The sequence below is a fragment of the Paenibacillus lupini genome (assembly GCF_011761355.1).
Classification (GTDB): Bacteria; Bacillota; Bacilli; order Paenibacillales; family Paenibacillaceae; genus Pristimantibacillus; species Pristimantibacillus lupini.
In genome coordinates this window covers 37,657-54,681 of record NZ_JAASRW010000012.1, presented here as the reverse complement: position 1 = coordinate 54,681, position 17,025 = coordinate 37,657, and the positions used below count along the sequence as shown (strand labels likewise).

Below are 17,025 nucleotides of genomic sequence, written 5' to 3'. Positions count from 1 at the left end.
CTCCCATCCCTTATTCGTTCATGGGTGTCAAAGCCGATAGTCTCCGTTTTTGCCCCCGGTTTTCTCTACCAGGTAAGTTGGACCGATAATCATATCCTTCTGCAGCGCTTTGCACATATCATATACGGTAAGTGCTGCGGCCGATACAGCGGTCAAAGCTTCCATTTCCACACCTGTTTTACCAGTCGTCTTCACTATAGCCTCTATGTAAAGTTCATCTGTCCCATTATCCTCGAAGGTGACGTTAATACCCGTTAAAGGAAGCGGATGACACATCGGAATCCAATCCGATGTTTTCTTCGCAGCCATTATCGCAGCAACCTGCGACACCGCCAGCACATCCCCTTTGCCGATTGTACCTTCTTTAATTCGGGCCAGCGTACCCGGGTTCATCTTGACCATCGTACGTGCGGTTGCCGTTCTGGATGTTATTTCCTTGTCGCTTACATCAACCATCTTTGCCCGGCCTTGCTCATTAAAATGCGTCATTTCCATACCCGTTCACTCCAACTATTCAATTCACTTTCATCTCCGTTACAATTCCATCCATCCGTTTGTCATGAACCTGTATGGGGATCTCATCCACCAGTTGATCCTCGAATGCGATACCGAGCCACTTCACCGACCGATCCTCACGAAGACGCTCAGCGTAACGATCGTAGTAGCCTCCTCCATATCCAAGGCGACCACCTCTAAGGTCGAACGCAAGGCCTGGTGTTACAACCAACTGTGGAACATATAAATCCGGCATCGGCTGACATTGCAACGGATCAGGCTCCATAATCCCGTAAGCACCTGCTGCAAGCCCGGCCCAGCTCTCAAGCTTATACAGTGCCATCGAGCGATCGGCAGGATTGCATCTTGGCACACTGACCTCGACGCCGGTCTCCCAAGCCCACTCAATCAAATAACGCGTATCAAGCTCAGAACGGAACGGAATATAACACATAAAGCTATTCACTTGATGCTGCTTCATCCATTCTGATAAATTTCTACATGCCGCAGCTGATCGTAAGGCACGTTTTTCCTCGGCAATGCCGTCACGAAGCCTTGTCATGGCTTTGCGCAGCGCTGTCTTATCGAAATTTATATCATTTGGCTGTTCATTCATCTTGCACCCAGCTCTGCCTTCCCAAACATGCTTTTTCTTTAATTGTAGTTTACCATTGTTATGCAACTTTCGCCAATGGCGGCAACGGTTTGTGGTAATATATAATGAACGAGTCATTATCTGTTGGAGGTATCATTCATGCTGCTTCAATTATCCAATATCAGTAAAAACTATGGCATAGACGTCATATTGTCCGATATATCGATGCAAGTCCTTGAACGTGAACGAGTTGGACTTGTTGGCGTAAATGGCGCAGGCAAGTCTACCTTGCTCAAGATCATCGCAGGAGAGCTCTCCTATGATTCCGGTGCCATTCATAAGGCGAAAGAAACACGTATCGGTTACTTGGCCCAAAACAGCGGTCTTCAATCCAACCGCACAATCGACGAGGAAATGCGTGCTGTATTCGCGCATCTCACTGACACCGAGAAAGAGCTGCGCGAGCTGGAGCAGCAAATTGCTGATCCTGCGCTTCATGATAACCAGAAGCGCTATGAAGAAGTCCTTGACCGCTACTCTCGCAAATCCGACTGGTTCCGCGAGCAAGGTGGCTTCGAAATCAATACCCGTATTAACAGCGTCCTGCACGGGATGGGATTCGGAATCTTCCCAGCTGATACGATGATCAGCACGTTAAGCGGCGGCCAGAAGACCCGTCTTGCGCTTGCCCGCATCCTGCTGCAAGCACCCGATCTGCTTATGCTCGACGAACCAACCAACTACTTGGATATCCCTACTCTCACTTGGCTTGAGGGTTATCTGCGCAGCTATTCCGGCGCGATTCTAGTCGTTTCCCATGACCGTTATTTCCTTGATGCGCTTGCAACAACCATTATAGAAATTGAACGTCATGCTGCGAAACGCTATACCGGCAACTATAGCCGTTATATCGATATTAAAGCCGCTGAGTACGAAGCAAATATGAAGGTGTTCGAGAAGCAGCAGGACGAAATCGCCAAGATGGAGCAGTTCATTCAGCGTAATATCGTCCGCGCTTCAACGACCAAGCGTGCCCAAAGCCGCCGCAAAGCACTCGATAAGATGGACGTGCTCGACAGGCCGTTAGGGGATCTGAAGAAAGCCCGTTTCTCCTTCGAGATCGAACGTCAAACCGGCAAAGATGTTCTTGATGTAACAGATCTATCCGTTAAATTCCCGGAAAAGGAACGTCAGCTGTTCCAGCATGTTTCCTTTAAGCTGCAGCGCAGCGAGACGGTTGCACTTATTGGTCCAAACGGGATTGGCAAATCCACATTGCTGAAAGTATTGGTTGGACAAAGAGAGCAGCAAACCGGCAGCGTCCGTTGGGGAGCCAATGTAAAGCTTGGTTATTATGATCAGGAGCAGACTGGACTTACGCCTTCCAACACCGTTCTGGAGGAAGTTTGGGGCACTTACCCGCATATTGAGGAAGCCCGTATCCGCACGGTACTCGGCAATTTCCTATTCAGCGGAGAAGATGTCCTCAAGCGAGTATCTTCCCTCAGCGGCGGGGAGAAAGCTCGCGTATCGCTCGCCAAGCTGATGCTCGAACAAGCTAACGTCTTGATCTTGGACGAACCTACCAACCATTTGGACTTGTTCAGTAAAGAAGTTCTTGAATCTGCCCTTCTTGATTATGAAGGAACATTACTCTTCATTTCCCATGACCGTTATTTCCTTAACAAAATGGCGGAACGCATTGTCGAACTTGCTCCGACAGGAACCGAGCATTTCCTAGGAAATTACGATGACATGATCGAAAAGAAAGCGGAGCTTGAAGAAGCAAGACTAGAAGCTGAAGCTAAATTAGCAAGTAAGTCTAATCAGCCAATTGTCGAAGCTCCAACATCCTACGAATTAGATAAGCAAGCCAAGCGTGAAGAGCGCAGCCGGCAGCGCAAGCTGGAACAGCTGGAGCAAGATATCGCTTCGCTGGAAGAGCAAATTGCCGAGCTTGAAGTACAACTGACGGATCCTGCAATCTTCAACGATTACATGGCCATTCAGGAAATCCAGACTCAAATCGAAGCCAAACGTACCACGCTAACCACCGCTTATGAGCAGTGGGAAGCATTAAGTGAATAACTGTATAACCAGTGTATAGATAAGCCTCTCTAATTAATCCATGTGATTGTTTAGGGAGGCTTTTGCTATAGATCAAAAAAAGATGCTTACGCCATATAGACGTAAGCATTGAGAGGGAAACCAATAGTTAGGAAGGTATTGCAATTAAAACATGGGGGATACGATTCTGCCGCTTCAAGCTGCAGTTATCCCATATAGGAAGACATTCACGGTTCACTTGATGTGAATCGCCAATGATCGGGTAAGCAACATTTAAGTTAAAAATTGTTCCATTCGAATGAGTCCTAAACGCTTCGCTTCTACAATCGCTTCTGACCTCGAGCGAACACTTAATTTCTCGAAGATACGGGTTAAGTTATACTCCACCGTACGTTGGCTCATATGCAGCTTAGCGGCGATATCCTTATTGCTGCTGCCGTTAGCAACCTCTTGCAAAATATCTTGATCTCGCTCATTAATAGAGACCTCTTCAATGGCCTTCTCCGCACGAGTAATCTTCACTTCATTACGGCGAAGCTGCTTAAGCAGGGTGATTGGGATAACCGCCTCCCCACGCATGGCACAGCGAATGGTGTTATGCAGCTGTTCGCGAGATACCGTCTTGGAAATAAACCCGGACACACCACATTCGATCAGCAAGTTGTAGTGGGTACTAATTTCGTACCCGGTATAGATTAAGACTCTGCGATCAGGATCCTGCTGAATGAGCCGCTTGGCGAGCTCTAGCCCGCTTATCCCCGGCATATTCAAATCACATAAAATAATATCAAAGGGATCTTGGTTTACGGCATCAAGTGCTTCCATAGCGGATAACACAACCGTCACTTTCATCTCAGGATCCTGCTCGATCATCGTCTTAGTGCCTTCTCCTACGGATGGATGATCATCAACTAATAAGATACGAATCACGTAATAACCCCCTTTCCGAACGACCGGTCGTCATTGTCTCCGGCAAGTTGATCACAACTTCCAGGCCGCTTCCACGCTTCGACCGGAACGTGATTTCTCCTTCAAGACTTGCCACCCGTTCTTTAATCCCGGACAGCCCCATATGCTCGAAGGATGCTTTCATATAATCAACATCCATTCCAATACCGTCATCCTTGTAGCGGAAAAAGATTTTTCCTCTCCGCTGCTCAAGCTCGAGTGTAACCTGATTAGCTTGTGCATGCTTAGCAGCATTACGGAGCAATTCCTGAACGATTCGGTAAATAGCCGTAATTTGCTCTTCGTTAAGCGGATGGGTGAATGGCTTCGGCCGGAAATCAACAGCAAAGTTATCGCGCATTTGCGAATGCTCCACGATAGATTCAACAGCCTCAATTACGCCCATTTCTTTCAAGAGCGGCGGCCGTAATTCATTGCACGTCTCGCGAATCTGATGAATGACATCAAGCAAGCCTTCTTTGATCTCATTCAGCTCATTACCCAGCTTGTCCGATATCGGAAAGTCATTCATAACTCCTTCTAGCTTTCGATACCAGATCAGTTGATCCTGCAAAGCTGAGTCATGAAGATCTGCAGCCAGCTTCCTGCGTTCATTCTCCGACAAGCAGAATAATAAACGCAGCACCCAAGGGGCAGTCGTCTGCTCCTTCCGCACTTCCGATTCCAAATCCTCTATCAGACCTTCAATCAAGTAAAGATTCTCGAATACGATGCTTGAATAATTGGCTAGTGTCTTCAGCCAGCGCAGCTCATCCGAGTTAAAGCGGGTATGATTCGTCTTCGAACCAATCCATACGACATGGTATTTGGAGCGTTGGCGGCCAATGACAAGTCCAATGCCGTGAGGCAGCTCGACCATCTCTCCAACTTGCAGTGATTCCGCGACTTGGAGCAGGAATAAAGATGTACCTTTCTCCTCATCAGATTCACCAAGCTTCTGAACAGACCCGTCAGCTTGATCAACAAGTACAAAGTCAATGCGATTAACAGGCAGCAGATCACTAATCTCCTGCTTGAGCACAGCCTCCAAGTCCGCTCTCTTCATAACAGTCGCTACTTTACGGGAGAAGCGATCCAAGCTGTCCTGATAGCTATACATAGCCTTAAACAGCTTAGGACGAAACTTATGATCGATCTGCTCCTTGATGTACAAGAAGAGCGTCATGACAATATACGATGTCAAGAACATCTGAATGTAGCCAACCCACGATACTTCTGCCCTTCCGTTAAGTACCCCAATAATAGCAAGCGTTAACAGCAAAGCAGGCAGAACTGACAAAAGCGTATAATATTTAAACCTAGTCAGGATGAAGTCAATGTCAAAGAGCTGGTTAGATGTTAACAGGTAGAAATACACAATCGGCAGCACGAACAGGAACAAAGATGTAAATGCAGCCGGTAAAATCTGACCTCCGCCAATAAATAATGGCAGCAGGTTCATCGCCGTAAATGGCGTAAATGCCACAATATGCGATACAAGCGTTATTTTGAAAAGCGAGTTAAACTTCGTATTGCGATATTGCATAAACTTCCTGACTAACTGATAAATGCAAATGAAATTACCGATAATGAGTGTCCCGTAATACAACATTCGTATGTATACAACTGCATCGTTGGAGATCAGATCCGTCCAAACGTAAAGGAGCATACCAAGTTCAACTAGACCAAATGCACTAAGCATGCCGATTAATCCGGATTTGCTAATAAATACGACATTATACCGCTTCATATACTGGTTCATAAACTGCAGGAAAATAATCGGTACAGACGGCAATATGAGATAAATAATTGAGAATCCGACAGGATCACTACGATAGGACGCAGCTGAAGAATAATAGCATAGGCCAATCGTTGCAAAAAACAGCATAAGCATTAAAGCCGCATTATCATTTTTCCTTTTCGAGTATAGAAAAGAAGAAAACCCTGCGAACAGGATCAGAGAGATAAGCGGAATATACAGCTGTATGAACAATTCCCAGCTAGAATGATCTCCGTACCAACCCCGGTTAAATACGATTAATTGCTGCTCCTTACTGCTATGTTCAACAAGCACCGCACTAGATTTCTCAATTGAGAAAAACTTCTTCACATTGCTATAATCACCTGCCGGTGCACCATTCACAGTTATGATTCTATCGCCGACTAAGATGCCTTTGCTGACAGCTTGTCCGGCAGGCTCGAGAGCTTTCACGAAATACTCTCCCTTTGAACCTTCAACCAATTCGACACCTATAAAAGGCTCTTTAATAATCGTGAAGGTCAAATAGAGCAAAATGACGAGAAATGCAGCCAGGAAGAGAGGTGCTGAAATTCTATAAGTGGGTTTTAACATCGTCTAATCTCCTCCTGCACACGCATGAAGTCGTTTTAGCTAATTAGCCCCAAACAGCCAGTGTGTAGTTGCCTTTTTTCTCGTCTTGATTCTTAAGCGCATCTTGGAGTGCTTTGTGTTCAGCTGCGGATACGCCAGCCAATTGGAGTTGTCCACCCATCATCATCGACATTTTTTCTTTGCTTGCAGCAAGCGTACGGATAGCATCTTTCAACATTTAAAAATTCCTCCTCTGCTATATTAGAATCAAATCTGATTCTAATATAGCAGGAAATCATTCGACAGCAAACGCCAATCTCTCCCGTATTTCCCGCAACCCTCTTTGCGGTATGTGCAAGAAGGCCCTAGCTGGAGAAGATTTGTAGGAGCTTGTCCTTATCTGACGCGGCTTCCGGAACGTCATCCAGCAGTTCCTGGAACCGATTAAAGTGCATTCTCATGTGCACGGAGCCATATAGAGCTGCCCCTGTCCGATTACATGCCTCTTCCAGCATTTGCTGTCGATCCAAGACATCAGCAAGCGAAATTTTGCCTTCAAAGTAGTCTGCGATCCATTGATCCTGTTCCGCAATCTCCTCCAAAAGAAACAAAGTAAGCAGGGTCTTTTTACGCAGAATAAAATCATTCTTGTCGTCCCATCGAAGCAGGTCTCTAATATCATTTTTAATTTGAGCCGCCATACCTACTTCTTCCGCATATTCGGCCACAATAGGATGCCAGTCCCGTCCAGTAAGCATGACTCCAGTCATACAAGCAAAGACGATAAGGGCAGCTGATTTATGCTGAACTACTCTCAAATAGGACTCCTCATCGGTAACAGCATTCATCAAGTCAAGCATTTGTCCATTTGCCGCCTTCAGCAGCTGCTCATTCATCATTCGCATCACACGTATGAGCTCAGCCTGTCCAAACTCTAGCTCCAGTATTGCCTGCTGCGACAGCACAATTAAGGAAACAGCCACCTGCATCGCAGCGGCTGCCGGCACCTGGGACCAGGCTTGATGCGGTGCATCGCCATCCTGTAAATCATCTAGTATATCAGACGCTAATATAAATAGCTCAACTGCAGCAGCGGCCTGATAGATCGATTCGGAGTTCCCTCCAAACATTCGGTAATGCAGTACGGTTAATAGACCGAATCTCATGGATTCGGCCTGCTTTTCCCGTATAAAGGCACGAGCATATTCAGCAAGCGGCTCCGCCCAAAAATACTTATCGGAAATCCGCAGCATGTTTTGCCCGATTATAGGCATAATGTCTTCCATCTAATGACCTCCATCATGGTAGTGTCATCCTTATCTTATACGATGGAAGAAAATGCCGGCAACTATTTGCAGCAATCTGTCATTATTTCGCCCCTTCCGCTTCTGAGATACGTGCTTTGTTGTTTTGGATTGTTGGACAATCTCCTCCCCATTTAATTTATCAAGCAGTGCAGCAATCATCTCCATTCGCTTCTCTATCACTTGGCTTCGATGAACTGACGGACTCTCGATGTCGCTTCCATGATCCATGTACAGAAGTCCTCCTTCAAGCTAAGCCGCATAATCTAAAACAAGGTTATACTTCAGCGTAAGCGAAATGAACGTATACGCCCTCCATTGTCACGCAGCCTTCAGGAATTTGAGAGATGAGCTGCTGCGGCGAATCGCATTTCACGATATCCCCTTTGCGCAGCACCGCAATGCGGTCGCAGTTGCGCTGCATTTCCCCCATATCATGGGAGGCCATCACAATGGTTTTCCCTTGGCTTTTCAACTTCATAAGAAGGGACCAGTAGTCCGCTCTTGCCTGCTTATCGAGCCCGGTAGTTGGCTCATCTAGAAAAATAATCTTCGGATCATTCACCAGTGCGAATGCAAGCGCAATACGCTGCTGCCAGCCGCCGGATAATCTTTTAACAGGTTTATTCATATATGGCTCTAGTCCCAAATCCGAAATAATGGTATCAATATTGTTTTGTCTTACATAAAACGATTGGAATAGTTCCAGAGCTTCACGGACCGTCAAATTATCTACTAGTGAGTTGCTGTACATATGCATACCGATATATTCCTTCAATTGCTTTGCTTCCAAAATAGCATCCATGCCCAATACTTCAATTTTGCCTTGATCCGGTCTGCGAAGTCCCATGAGCATCTCAAGCAAAGTAGTCTTGCCCGCTCCGCTAGTCCCGATAATGCCGAACAGTTCACCGCTGTTCACCTCAAAAGAGATTTCATTTAATGCGTTGTACGGACCGTAGCATTTGCATATTGAGCTTACTTGAATGATCGCCTGTTTGTTCACTGTAGTTATCCTCCATTCAGGCCGGAATGCCTATTTGCCGCAACGTTTTCTTGTAATTCCACCTTAACTGAAATTGAAAGTGTTTTCACCGAAAACCATACTGCAGAATCACGCAATTTTATTGCGGTAGCGCAATCGAACTAAAAAAGCTCCCAAAACATAAAAAAAAACCCGAAAGCACAAAATCGTGCTTTCGGGGTAACTGTCCACCTTGTCCACAGGTTTATCCACATAATAACGTGAATTGTTAGTTAATTCTGTCGATAACAAAGCGTGATTTGTAAAGGTTAACGTCACTAATTACTTACAAATGCTTCCTAGCCTATTATTTTATCCACTTTATCCACATTATCCACAGGTGCCTGTGCAGAAACTATCCACGAATCACTCACATTTTTATTCACAGAGAAAAGGTTGTATTTATCCGTTTTTTTCCTCTTATGCACAGGTCAGCTATTTTTGTGGATAAGTATTCCAACTATCCGGCATTCTCTTCCACAATGCGTTTCCTGCCCGTCATTACGGCTTGATTGCAGGCTCCAACATACGCCTGAGCAGCTGCATAGATGATGTCCTTATGGATAGAAGTACCGCGGAATCTCTCACCTTCTATAATAATGCTCACGACTGCTTCGCCATGCGCATCCTCACCGGTCGATAAGGAATGCAGCTCCAGATCCTCGAATTGAGCTGCTACTGGAATCGCCTGCTGGATGCAATGAATAACAGCCTCGAGCGGCCCTTCTCCCATGCCGGAGTAAGAGCGTTCTGCACCATCTGCGCTTTCGCGGATAGTAACTGAAGCGATACGGGACTTCTGGCTGCCAGCCAATACTTGCAGATCAACCAGCTTGTAAGGGTCCGGCTGTGTCTCGGTCATTTCACCGGCAATGCGGATCAGTTCATCATCCGTTACGATTTTTTTCTCATCAGCTACTTGTTTAAAGCGGTTATAGACCTCGACTAATTCATCGTCAGCCACGTTAATGCCATACTCCGACAGACGATGTTTAATCGCATGGCGGCCGGAATGGCGGCCTAATATGATCATACTGCGGGAGATACCCATCGCTTCTGGATCCATAATCTCATACGTACTGCGGTCTTTCAGTAAGCCATCCTGGTGAATGCCTGATTCATGCTGGAAGGCATTGCGCCCTACAATGGGCTTGTTATATGCAATCGGATAATGCATGGCACGGCTGACCATATGGGATGTCGTATAGATCTCGCTCTGTTCAATATTTGTCTCAATCTGCAGCGCCGCTTTGCGTGTCTCGATCAGCATCGCCAGCTCCTCGAGCGAGCAGTTGCCGGCCCGTTCGCCAACACCATTAACCGTTACCTCTACCTGTGTTGCTCCAGCTTGAATCGCTGCCATACTATTCGCAACTGCCATACCCAGATCGTTATGGTTATGCGTGCTGTAACGAACCTTATCTCCGCCCCGCGCCTGCTGGCGGACTGAAGTGAACAGATCCACCATCTCATTTGGCAGCGCGTAACCCAGTGTATCAGGCAGGTTGATAATGGTGGCGCCGGATTCAATCGCCGCCTCCACCAGTTCAATTACAAAATCCCTGTCTGAGCGGGTCGAGTCCATGGCTGCAAATTGAATCTCGTCAACAAATTGCTTCGCATAAGAGATCATATCTTTTGCAATTTGGATAACCTCAGAGCGCGTCTTGCGAATTTGATGGCTCAGATGAATATCCGAGGAAGAGATGAACAGATGCAGACGGCGTTTCGCAGCATCCTGCGTAGCCTTGAGCGCAGCATCAATGTCAACTTTCACTGCACGTGCAAAACCACAAATTTCAACGTTTTGCAATTCACGTGAGATTTGCTGAATAGCCGAAAACTCACCAGGACTAGAAATCGCAAAGCCAGGTTCGATGATATCGACGCCCAGCTTAGCCAGCTGGCGTGCGATAATGATTTTGCGTTCAGGCTCAATAGATGCTCCAGGCGATTGTTCGCCATCACGTAATGTTGTATCAAAGATTTGAATTTTTTTCATGGGAATACCTCCGAATAGTTTTTTTTGATCTTAAAAATAGAAAAAACCTGTCGTCTCTTTGGTGTAAGAGACGACAGGCTGCCGTGGTACCACTCTCATTGGCCGGACCCTTCAGGCTGCAATAACAAAGCTTAGTAGCTTAGCAGCAAGCAGGTCCGAACCCGCTTGAACACCCGATTACGGAGGTATGCCGTAACGATGTACCTGCCATGATCCTGCTGCTTCCCGCATGCATTCACTCGGCTCTCCATCATTCCGCTCCCAGGCGAGTTCAAGCTTAAGCTTTGACTGCGTCGCACCAACCCGCAGCTCTCTGCAGCAGCGATTGTTATAACAATCGCGCCGTGTACCCACTTAATTGCTTTACTGATCCTGTTCTTAGCGTTTTGTATATGAATTATCATCCGTTATTTTATGGCACATCATTAGCCACTCTAATCCAATCTAGTCCAAAAAAACAACCAAAAAAGCCTGTCGTCTCTTATAAATCAAGAGACGACAGGCTATCATTAACCTGCGCGGTACCACCCTTGTTGACATCAATACTGCTGAATACACAGCATCTTAATGCCCACCTTAGGCACATTGCCAACTCCGGATGTTGACGAATGCGCACCCTTTTACGGGGGTTAACCGTAGCAATGTATTCATGGGCCTTACATGGTCAGCCGCATGTTTCCACTGCTCCGCTCCCAGGCGAGTTTCTGGTATCCTTCGACTGCGTTGCACCGTCCCGCAGCTCTCTAAACCCGGATTATCCGTACTACTCCTGTTCTTTGCGTTTGCACAGTATGGAGTTTGAACTATTGGTACCCATTATATTCCCCAATAAATATTCTGTCAATTCCAAGAAAAAATATTTCACACGTAAACAACTTTTTTATATTTTAGGACACGGATGGCTTAGCCCAGCCTTCAAGTGAAAAGTTTGGCTCTGCCTTCATATCAAGCGATGTAAATTCGCCCTGCTGCCATTTTAAATAAGCCGCAGCACCAATCATTGCCGCATTGTCCGTACACAGCTTATGCGGTGGTACAAGCAGCGGCATACCTTCCTTGTCGCATCGCGCGGCAAGTGCTGCGCGGAGGCCGCGGTTCGCTGCCACACCGCCGCATAACAGCAGCTGTTTGGCGCCAAAGGCGCGGACAGCGCGAAGCGCTTTTTCGACAAGCACCTCGATGACCGATTCCTGGAACCCGCGGGCTAGCGCTGCAGCATTAAGGGTCTCACCCTTCATATTCGTCTGATTGATTACAGCAAGAACAGCCGACTTTAACCCACTGAAGCTGAAATCATACGAATCCGGCTCAAGCCATGCACGAGGCAGCTCGATAACCTTTTCCGCTTCCGAGGCAAGCCTGTCGATATGAGGACCTCCGGGATAAGGGAATTTTAACGCACGAGCCACTTTATCATAGGCCTCGCCAACCGCATCATCACGGGTGCGGCCGATCATACGGAAGGAACCTTCACTCTCCAGCAGTACAAGCTCTGTATGCCCGCCGGAAACGACTAGCGCCATACACGGATACTCCAATTCATGGACAAGCTGATTCGCGTAAATATGTCCGGCAATATGATGTGTCCCGATAAAAGGCACATCAAGCGCCATTGCAAGGCTTTTGGCTGCTACGATCCCAACAAGAAGAGCACCAACAAGTCCAGGTCCCTGCGTAACTGCTACTGCAGAAATATCCTTTAAGGTCAGACCGGACTCCGTCACCGCCTGCTCGATCATCAGGGTAATAACCTCGACATGCTTACGCGAAGCGATCTCCGGCACAACCCCGCCAAATTGCTTATGAACCTCGATTTGACTCGAGATTACATTCGATAATATATGCTTGCCGTCACGAACAACCGCAACGGATGTTTCGTCACAGCTCGTTTCGATCGCTAATATAACGGCATCTTTGTTTGTATGACTCACCATTATTGCTCCTCTGCCTCGGAGCGGTATCGTTCCAGATCCGCCCACATAATTAACGCATCCTCGTTATCATCCGAGTAATAAGCTGGCCGGATACCGGCAGGTTTAAATCCAAGCTTCCGGTACAAGCGCTGTGCGATCTCATTGGATACACGTACTTCAAGCGTCATTTTGTTCGCGCCAAAAAAAGCCGCCGTCTGCTGCAGCTCGGTTAACAGTCGTTCCCCAAGCCCTTGTCCTCGATGATCAGCGCGTACAGCAATGTTCGTGACATGCGCTTCATCTACAATGATCCACATTCCGCCGTAGCCTATGATTTCATCATCATGTTCCATAATCATATAACGGGCGAACATGTTGCTTGTCAGCTCGTTCTTGAACGCTTCCGGAGTCCAAGGTGTTGTGAAGGCTTCCTGTTCAATGGCTACAATCGAGCTGATATCCGCCATGGTCATCGACCGGAACACGAGATTAGCCTGATTATTAATCATGAGGACTTCGCCTCCCCCTGCTGCTTCGCACGTAGAAGATTCGCTTCCGCTTCTGCCAACTGGGTATAATTTGGCGTCAGCCCATGAGTATCCGCAATTTCTCCTGCCTGCAGGCGATGCTGGCCAAGCTGTGCAATCGCACGACCCTCCAGCTCATAAGAGAGCAAATGAACTTCGATCTTATCCTCGCATAACGTTCTGAGACGATTCGCTTCGCCCTCATGAATCGTAAGATCACCAATAACCCAAATCCGCTTCACTTGGCCTGAAAGCTCAGCCGCCTCTCCAGCAATCCGCTCAACCCAGTCATTCATAAGCCGAACACCATCTGCTGCAAAGCTGCGCCACTGGCCGTCTGCCGACATGGCATAGCCACCTGTATATACTTGTCCGCGCCGTGCATCTATAATCGGCAAGATCCAGTCTTCGCCAGACTCTGCTTGGTCTTCCAATACACTTCCGTGATGCCAGCCACCGTAGGCAATAGCCTCCAGGCTAGATACACTGACAAGGGGCTTATTCCACACCCATGCCAATGTTTTCGCAGCAGCAACAGCAATTCTCATACCGGTATAGGAGCCCGGACCACTTCCAACCGCAATTGCTCCTATGTCTTCAGCCGTAACTCCGGCATCTGTCATCAGCTGTTTCACATGAGTAATAATATGGACGGAATGGTTTCTCTCAGCAAAAGACTGCATTTCACCAAGGATGCTGCCCTTGTCTATAATAGCTGCCGCAAATGCTGCCGTTGAGGTATCAAATGCCAATATTGGCCGTTCATTATGCTCTGTCATCGTTATTTCCCTGCTCCCATCTCATCCAAAGCCCCACACCAAGATGCATACGGCTCGCCGATCCCCGTTATTCGAATGTTCCGCTCCTCGCCGCCTTCATGCGCAATATACATCTCCAGCCGCTCCGGAGGCAGAAGCTCTTCAATTAGGCTTGCCCATTCCACAATCGTAACTCCGCTGCCGTAGAAATAGTCGTCTAAACCAAGATCGTAGGCTTCCTCAAGCGACAGACGGTACACATCCATATGATAAAAGGGCATGGAAGCCCCCTCGTATTCTTTAATTATCGTAAACGTTGGACTGTTCACCACATCATTTACGCCAATCGCTTTTGCGAATTTCTGCGAGAAAGTGGTCTTGCCTGCACCAAGATCTCCATCCAGCGCAAGAACAGCTCCTGGCTTAATAAGCTTCGCAATACGCTCAGCAAGCCATGCAGTTTCCTGTTCATTACGGATTGTAAAAACCGCTTGTCCCTTTATTGTCATCCTCTACACCTGCTTACTACTCAAAATGATTATAGCCCCGCTTCATAAGCGGCATTCGTAATTCACCTTTGTTCGTTGTCCGGATCATTTCCACGCCTGGCTTACCAGCCAAAGTTTCCCCAATGATATAAAAGGGCAGCCCTTCCGCATGGAAGGCCGCCTGTGCTGCGATTGCATCGCTGCTTTCCATCGTACCAAGCAATACATAATCTTCTCCGCCGTACAGCATCCATTCAAGTGGGTCAATACCTGCTGCCCCCGCGTACGCAGCCATGCTGCCGCTTCTTGGAAGCTGCTGCTCACGAAGCGATACAAGGAGTCCCGAAGCTTCAGCGATCTCCCATGCCTCGCTTGCAAGACCATCGCTCACATCATTAAGCGAATGACAGGTCCCTTGCGTAAGCAGCAATCGTCCCGCCCTTACTGAAGGCGATGGGCGGCGATGGGCTAGAACTAGCGACTCCGCCCGCTCCCCTGCGAGTGCAGCTATGCCGCGTTCCTGCTGCGCGAGCAGGAAATGCAGCCCGGCCGCCGATTTCCCAACGGGACCGGTCAATATAACAGCGTCACCGGGCTTTGCACCCGAACGTCGCAGTCCCTTCCCCGCTTCGACGGCACCTGTCACCGTCACCGCAATAACAAGATGCTGCGGCGACGAGGTTGTGTCACCGCCAATAATTGCTACGCCATAACGCTCCGCGCAGGTATACAGCCCATCATAGAGTCGGCGCATTGGCTCCGGCCCAAGATTACGCGGTACACTAACTGATATAAGCGCCTGCAGTGGAATACCGCCCATAGCAGCGATATCACTGACATTCGCTGCCAGAGCTTTATACCCAATATCCTCATAGGACATTGTCACTGCATTGAAATGCACCGTCTCTACCATCGTGTCCATCGCCATTATATATTCATACGGGGATCCCACTCCGGAAATGGGAGCGGCTGGATTAATGAGTGCAGCATCATCGCCTATTCCAAGCACGACACCACGTTCCCTCTGCCATTCCACGCCTTGCCGTCCTGAGGTCCAATGACGGATGCTTGCAAATTCATCCACTGCCTGATCTCCTTCATAACCCTTAGTGAATATCGCGTTTCTTGAATCTTCCGCCTTTTACATCATGGATGTTGCCAACGGCGAGAAACGCAGCTGGATCAAGATCATTAACGATTGACTTCATCTTCGCTTCTTCCAGACGTGTAATGACGCAGAAGATCACACGCTTCTGCCCGCCCGAGAAGCCGCCTTCTCCATGCAAATATGTCACACCACGCCCAAGTCTGTCCATAATAGCAGAACCAATTTCCTTAGCCTCTTCACTAATGATCCAGACTGCCTTGGATTCTTCGAAGCCTTCCATCGTAATATCAATCATCTTGTAGGCGATATAGTAGGCAACCAGCGAATACATCGCCCGATCCCAGCCAAACACAAAGCCTGCACTGCCAAGAATAAATAAATTAAAGAACATCACAATCTCGCCAACCGAAAAAGGAAGACGTTTATTAAACAAAATCGCAATAATCTCTGTCCCGTCCAAGGAGCCGCCGAATCGAATAACGATACCTACCCCAATACCAAGAATAACTCCCCCAAATATCGAGGCTAGAAAATATTCTTCCGTTAGAGGCGGAACAGGATGGAGCAGAAACGTACCAAGTGACATCACACTTACTCCATACAAAGTCGATAACGCAAATGTTTTGCCAATCTGCTTGTACCCAAGCACTAGAAATGGAAGGTTTAAAAGGAATAAGAAAAGTCCAAGTGGCAGTCCTGTCAAATGGGATACCATGATCGAAATCCCGACGATACCACCGTCAATAATATGATTGGGAACCAGAAAAATTTCAAGTCCCACCGAAACAAGCGCCGCTCCAAGTGTAATAAACAACACCCGGCGAAGAAGTTCCAGCTTAGGCAGCTTTAAATGCTGTGAGTGGCTTGGCATATGTAAGCTTGTTCCTCCCCCCGAACTCGCTAATTATAATTATTTTACCTTAATAAACAAGATATTCAAAGAGCGGCATCCTCAGAATATAGCAATCATCCGCGAAACTTGTCCTTTTCTATAAAAAAATCCGGCACCTCCCATTCAAAAATGGAAGGTGCCGGTTAGCTAGCTCCTTAGCCGATTACAGCAAACGTCTCTACACCAGATGGAATCGTTCTTGTACGGAACAAAGCACCATCTGAACTTCGGAAGATCCGAAGCGTAAAGGTAGCCGTCGTAAGTGTTGTTACGTTGTTAAACCGTACTACACCAAAGCGATCGAAACTAGCGGTTGAAACTATCGTATTTCCTCGTGATAATCTAGCAAAAAAACCTGTCGTATTAAATGGAATCCCGCCTTCAGTAACCCATACAACCGTTAAGCGGCTGAAAATGGGACCTGTTTGCTGCGGAGCCAATACAGCTCTTTTCACAACTTTCCCTTTAGAGGAACCAAGCATCTTTGGTTTCACTCTAGAAGCCATACTTTCACTCTCCCTCCTATTTCTTTAATAGGATATTCAGAGAGTGATAGCTTGGAATGGATGAAC

At 47.4% G+C, this 17,025-nt stretch carries 18 protein-coding genes; 1 reads left to right on the top strand and 17 read right to left on the bottom strand.

Annotated elements, in window-relative coordinates:
- Window positions 1–27: 27 nt before the first annotated feature.
- A complete protein-coding gene (gene moaC, locus FHS17_RS28280; protein WP_167282502.1) occupies window positions 28–495 on the bottom strand; it encodes a cyclic pyranopterin monophosphate synthase MoaC in 468 nt (155 codons plus the stop codon).
- A 19-nt stretch (window positions 496–514) separates the two neighbouring features.
- Window positions 515–1,111: a 5-formyltetrahydrofolate cyclo-ligase gene (locus FHS17_RS28275; protein ID WP_167282501.1), complete on the bottom strand. Its 597-nt coding sequence runs from the start codon at window positions 1,109–1,111 to the stop codon at window positions 515–517.
- A gap of 138 nt (window positions 1,112–1,249) precedes the next feature.
- Between FHS17_RS28275 and FHS17_RS28270 the strand changes: the two genes are divergently transcribed.
- Entirely contained in the window at window positions 1,250–3,178 is a 1,929-nt protein-coding gene (locus FHS17_RS28270; protein ID WP_167282499.1) for an ABC-F family ATP-binding cassette domain-containing protein, read from the top strand.
- A gap of 252 nt (window positions 3,179–3,430) precedes the next feature.
- Here the strand turns inward: FHS17_RS28270 and FHS17_RS28265 are convergent, their stop codons facing one another.
- From FHS17_RS28265 to FHS17_RS28195, 15 genes are all read right to left on the bottom strand, one after another.
- A complete protein-coding gene (locus FHS17_RS28265) occupies window positions 3,431–4,087 on the bottom strand; it encodes a response regulator (RefSeq protein WP_167282497.1) in 657 nt (218 codons plus the stop codon).
- Window positions 4,065–6,458: an ATP-binding protein gene (locus FHS17_RS28260; protein ID WP_167282495.1), complete on the bottom strand. Its 2,394-nt coding sequence runs from the start codon at window positions 6,456–6,458 to the stop codon at window positions 4,065–4,067. Before FHS17_RS28260 ends, FHS17_RS28265 begins: the two co-directional genes overlap by 23 nt.
- A 43-nt stretch (window positions 6,459–6,501) precedes the next feature.
- On the bottom strand, window positions 6,502–6,675 hold the full coding sequence (gene comX, locus FHS17_RS28255; RefSeq protein WP_167282493.1) for a competence pheromone ComX: 174 nt from the start codon (window positions 6,673–6,675) through the stop codon (window positions 6,502–6,504).
- Window positions 6,676–6,802: 127 nt separating this feature from the next.
- The gene (locus FHS17_RS28250; protein WP_167282491.1) at window positions 6,803–7,723 is read right to left on the bottom strand and encodes a polyprenyl synthetase family protein; all 921 of its coding nucleotides are present in this window, start codon (window positions 7,721–7,723) and stop codon (window positions 6,803–6,805) included.
- 30 nt (window positions 7,724–7,753) lie between these two features.
- Window positions 7,754–7,972, bottom strand: coding sequence for a hypothetical protein (locus tag FHS17_RS28245; RefSeq protein WP_167282489.1), 219 nt, complete (start codon window positions 7,970–7,972; stop codon window positions 7,754–7,756).
- Window positions 7,973–8,018: 46 nt separating this feature from the next.
- Window positions 8,019–8,747 carry an ATP-binding cassette domain-containing protein gene (locus FHS17_RS28240; protein WP_167282487.1) on the bottom strand — a complete coding sequence of 243 codons (729 nt, stop codon included), beginning with the start codon at window positions 8,745–8,747 and terminating at the stop codon, window positions 8,019–8,021.
- A gap of 478 nt (window positions 8,748–9,225) precedes the next feature.
- Complete coding sequence (locus FHS17_RS28235) at window positions 9,226–10,767, bottom strand: 2-isopropylmalate synthase (RefSeq protein ID WP_167282485.1); 1,542 nt, start codon at window positions 10,765–10,767, stop codon at window positions 9,226–9,228.
- Window positions 10,768–10,898: 131 nt separating this feature from the next.
- Complete coding sequence (locus FHS17_RS28230) at window positions 10,899–11,066, bottom strand: hypothetical protein (protein ID WP_167282483.1); 168 nt, start codon at window positions 11,064–11,066, stop codon at window positions 10,899–10,901.
- Window positions 11,067–11,654: 588 nt separating this feature from the next.
- Window positions 11,655–12,701, bottom strand: a complete 1,047-nt coding sequence (tsaD, locus tag FHS17_RS28225) for a tRNA (adenosine(37)-N6)-threonylcarbamoyltransferase complex transferase subunit TsaD (RefSeq protein WP_167282482.1) — start codon at window positions 12,699–12,701, stop codon at window positions 11,655–11,657.
- Window positions 12,701–13,189, bottom strand: a complete 489-nt coding sequence (gene rimI / locus FHS17_RS28220; RefSeq protein ID WP_167282480.1) for a ribosomal protein S18-alanine N-acetyltransferase — start codon at window positions 13,187–13,189, stop codon at window positions 12,701–12,703. The genes tsaD and rimI overlap by 1 nt, the downstream gene beginning before the upstream one ends.
- A complete protein-coding gene (gene tsaB, locus FHS17_RS28215) occupies window positions 13,186–13,986 on the bottom strand; it encodes a tRNA (adenosine(37)-N6)-threonylcarbamoyltransferase complex dimerization subunit type 1 TsaB (protein ID WP_167282478.1) in 801 nt (266 codons plus the stop codon). The genes rimI and tsaB overlap by 4 nt, the downstream gene beginning before the upstream one ends.
- Window positions 13,987–13,988: 2 nt before the next feature.
- Window positions 13,989–14,474 (bottom strand): tRNA (adenosine(37)-N6)-threonylcarbamoyltransferase complex ATPase subunit type 1 TsaE, encoded by a 486-nt coding sequence (gene tsaE / locus FHS17_RS28210; RefSeq protein ID WP_167282476.1) that lies wholly within the window; start codon window positions 14,472–14,474, stop codon window positions 13,989–13,991.
- Between the two features lie 16 nt (window positions 14,475–14,490).
- Window positions 14,491–15,537: a thiamine-phosphate kinase gene (thiL, locus tag FHS17_RS28205; RefSeq protein WP_167282474.1), complete on the bottom strand. Its 1,047-nt coding sequence runs from the start codon at window positions 15,535–15,537 to the stop codon at window positions 14,491–14,493.
- 22 nt (window positions 15,538–15,559) lie between these two features.
- Window positions 15,560–16,432, bottom strand: a complete 873-nt coding sequence (locus tag FHS17_RS28200; protein WP_167282472.1) for a YitT family protein — start codon at window positions 16,430–16,432, stop codon at window positions 15,560–15,562.
- 176 nt (window positions 16,433–16,608) lie between these two features.
- Complete coding sequence (locus FHS17_RS28195; protein ID WP_167282470.1) at window positions 16,609–16,959, bottom strand: hypothetical protein; 351 nt, start codon at window positions 16,957–16,959, stop codon at window positions 16,609–16,611.
- Window positions 16,960–17,025: the final 66 nt, after the last annotated feature.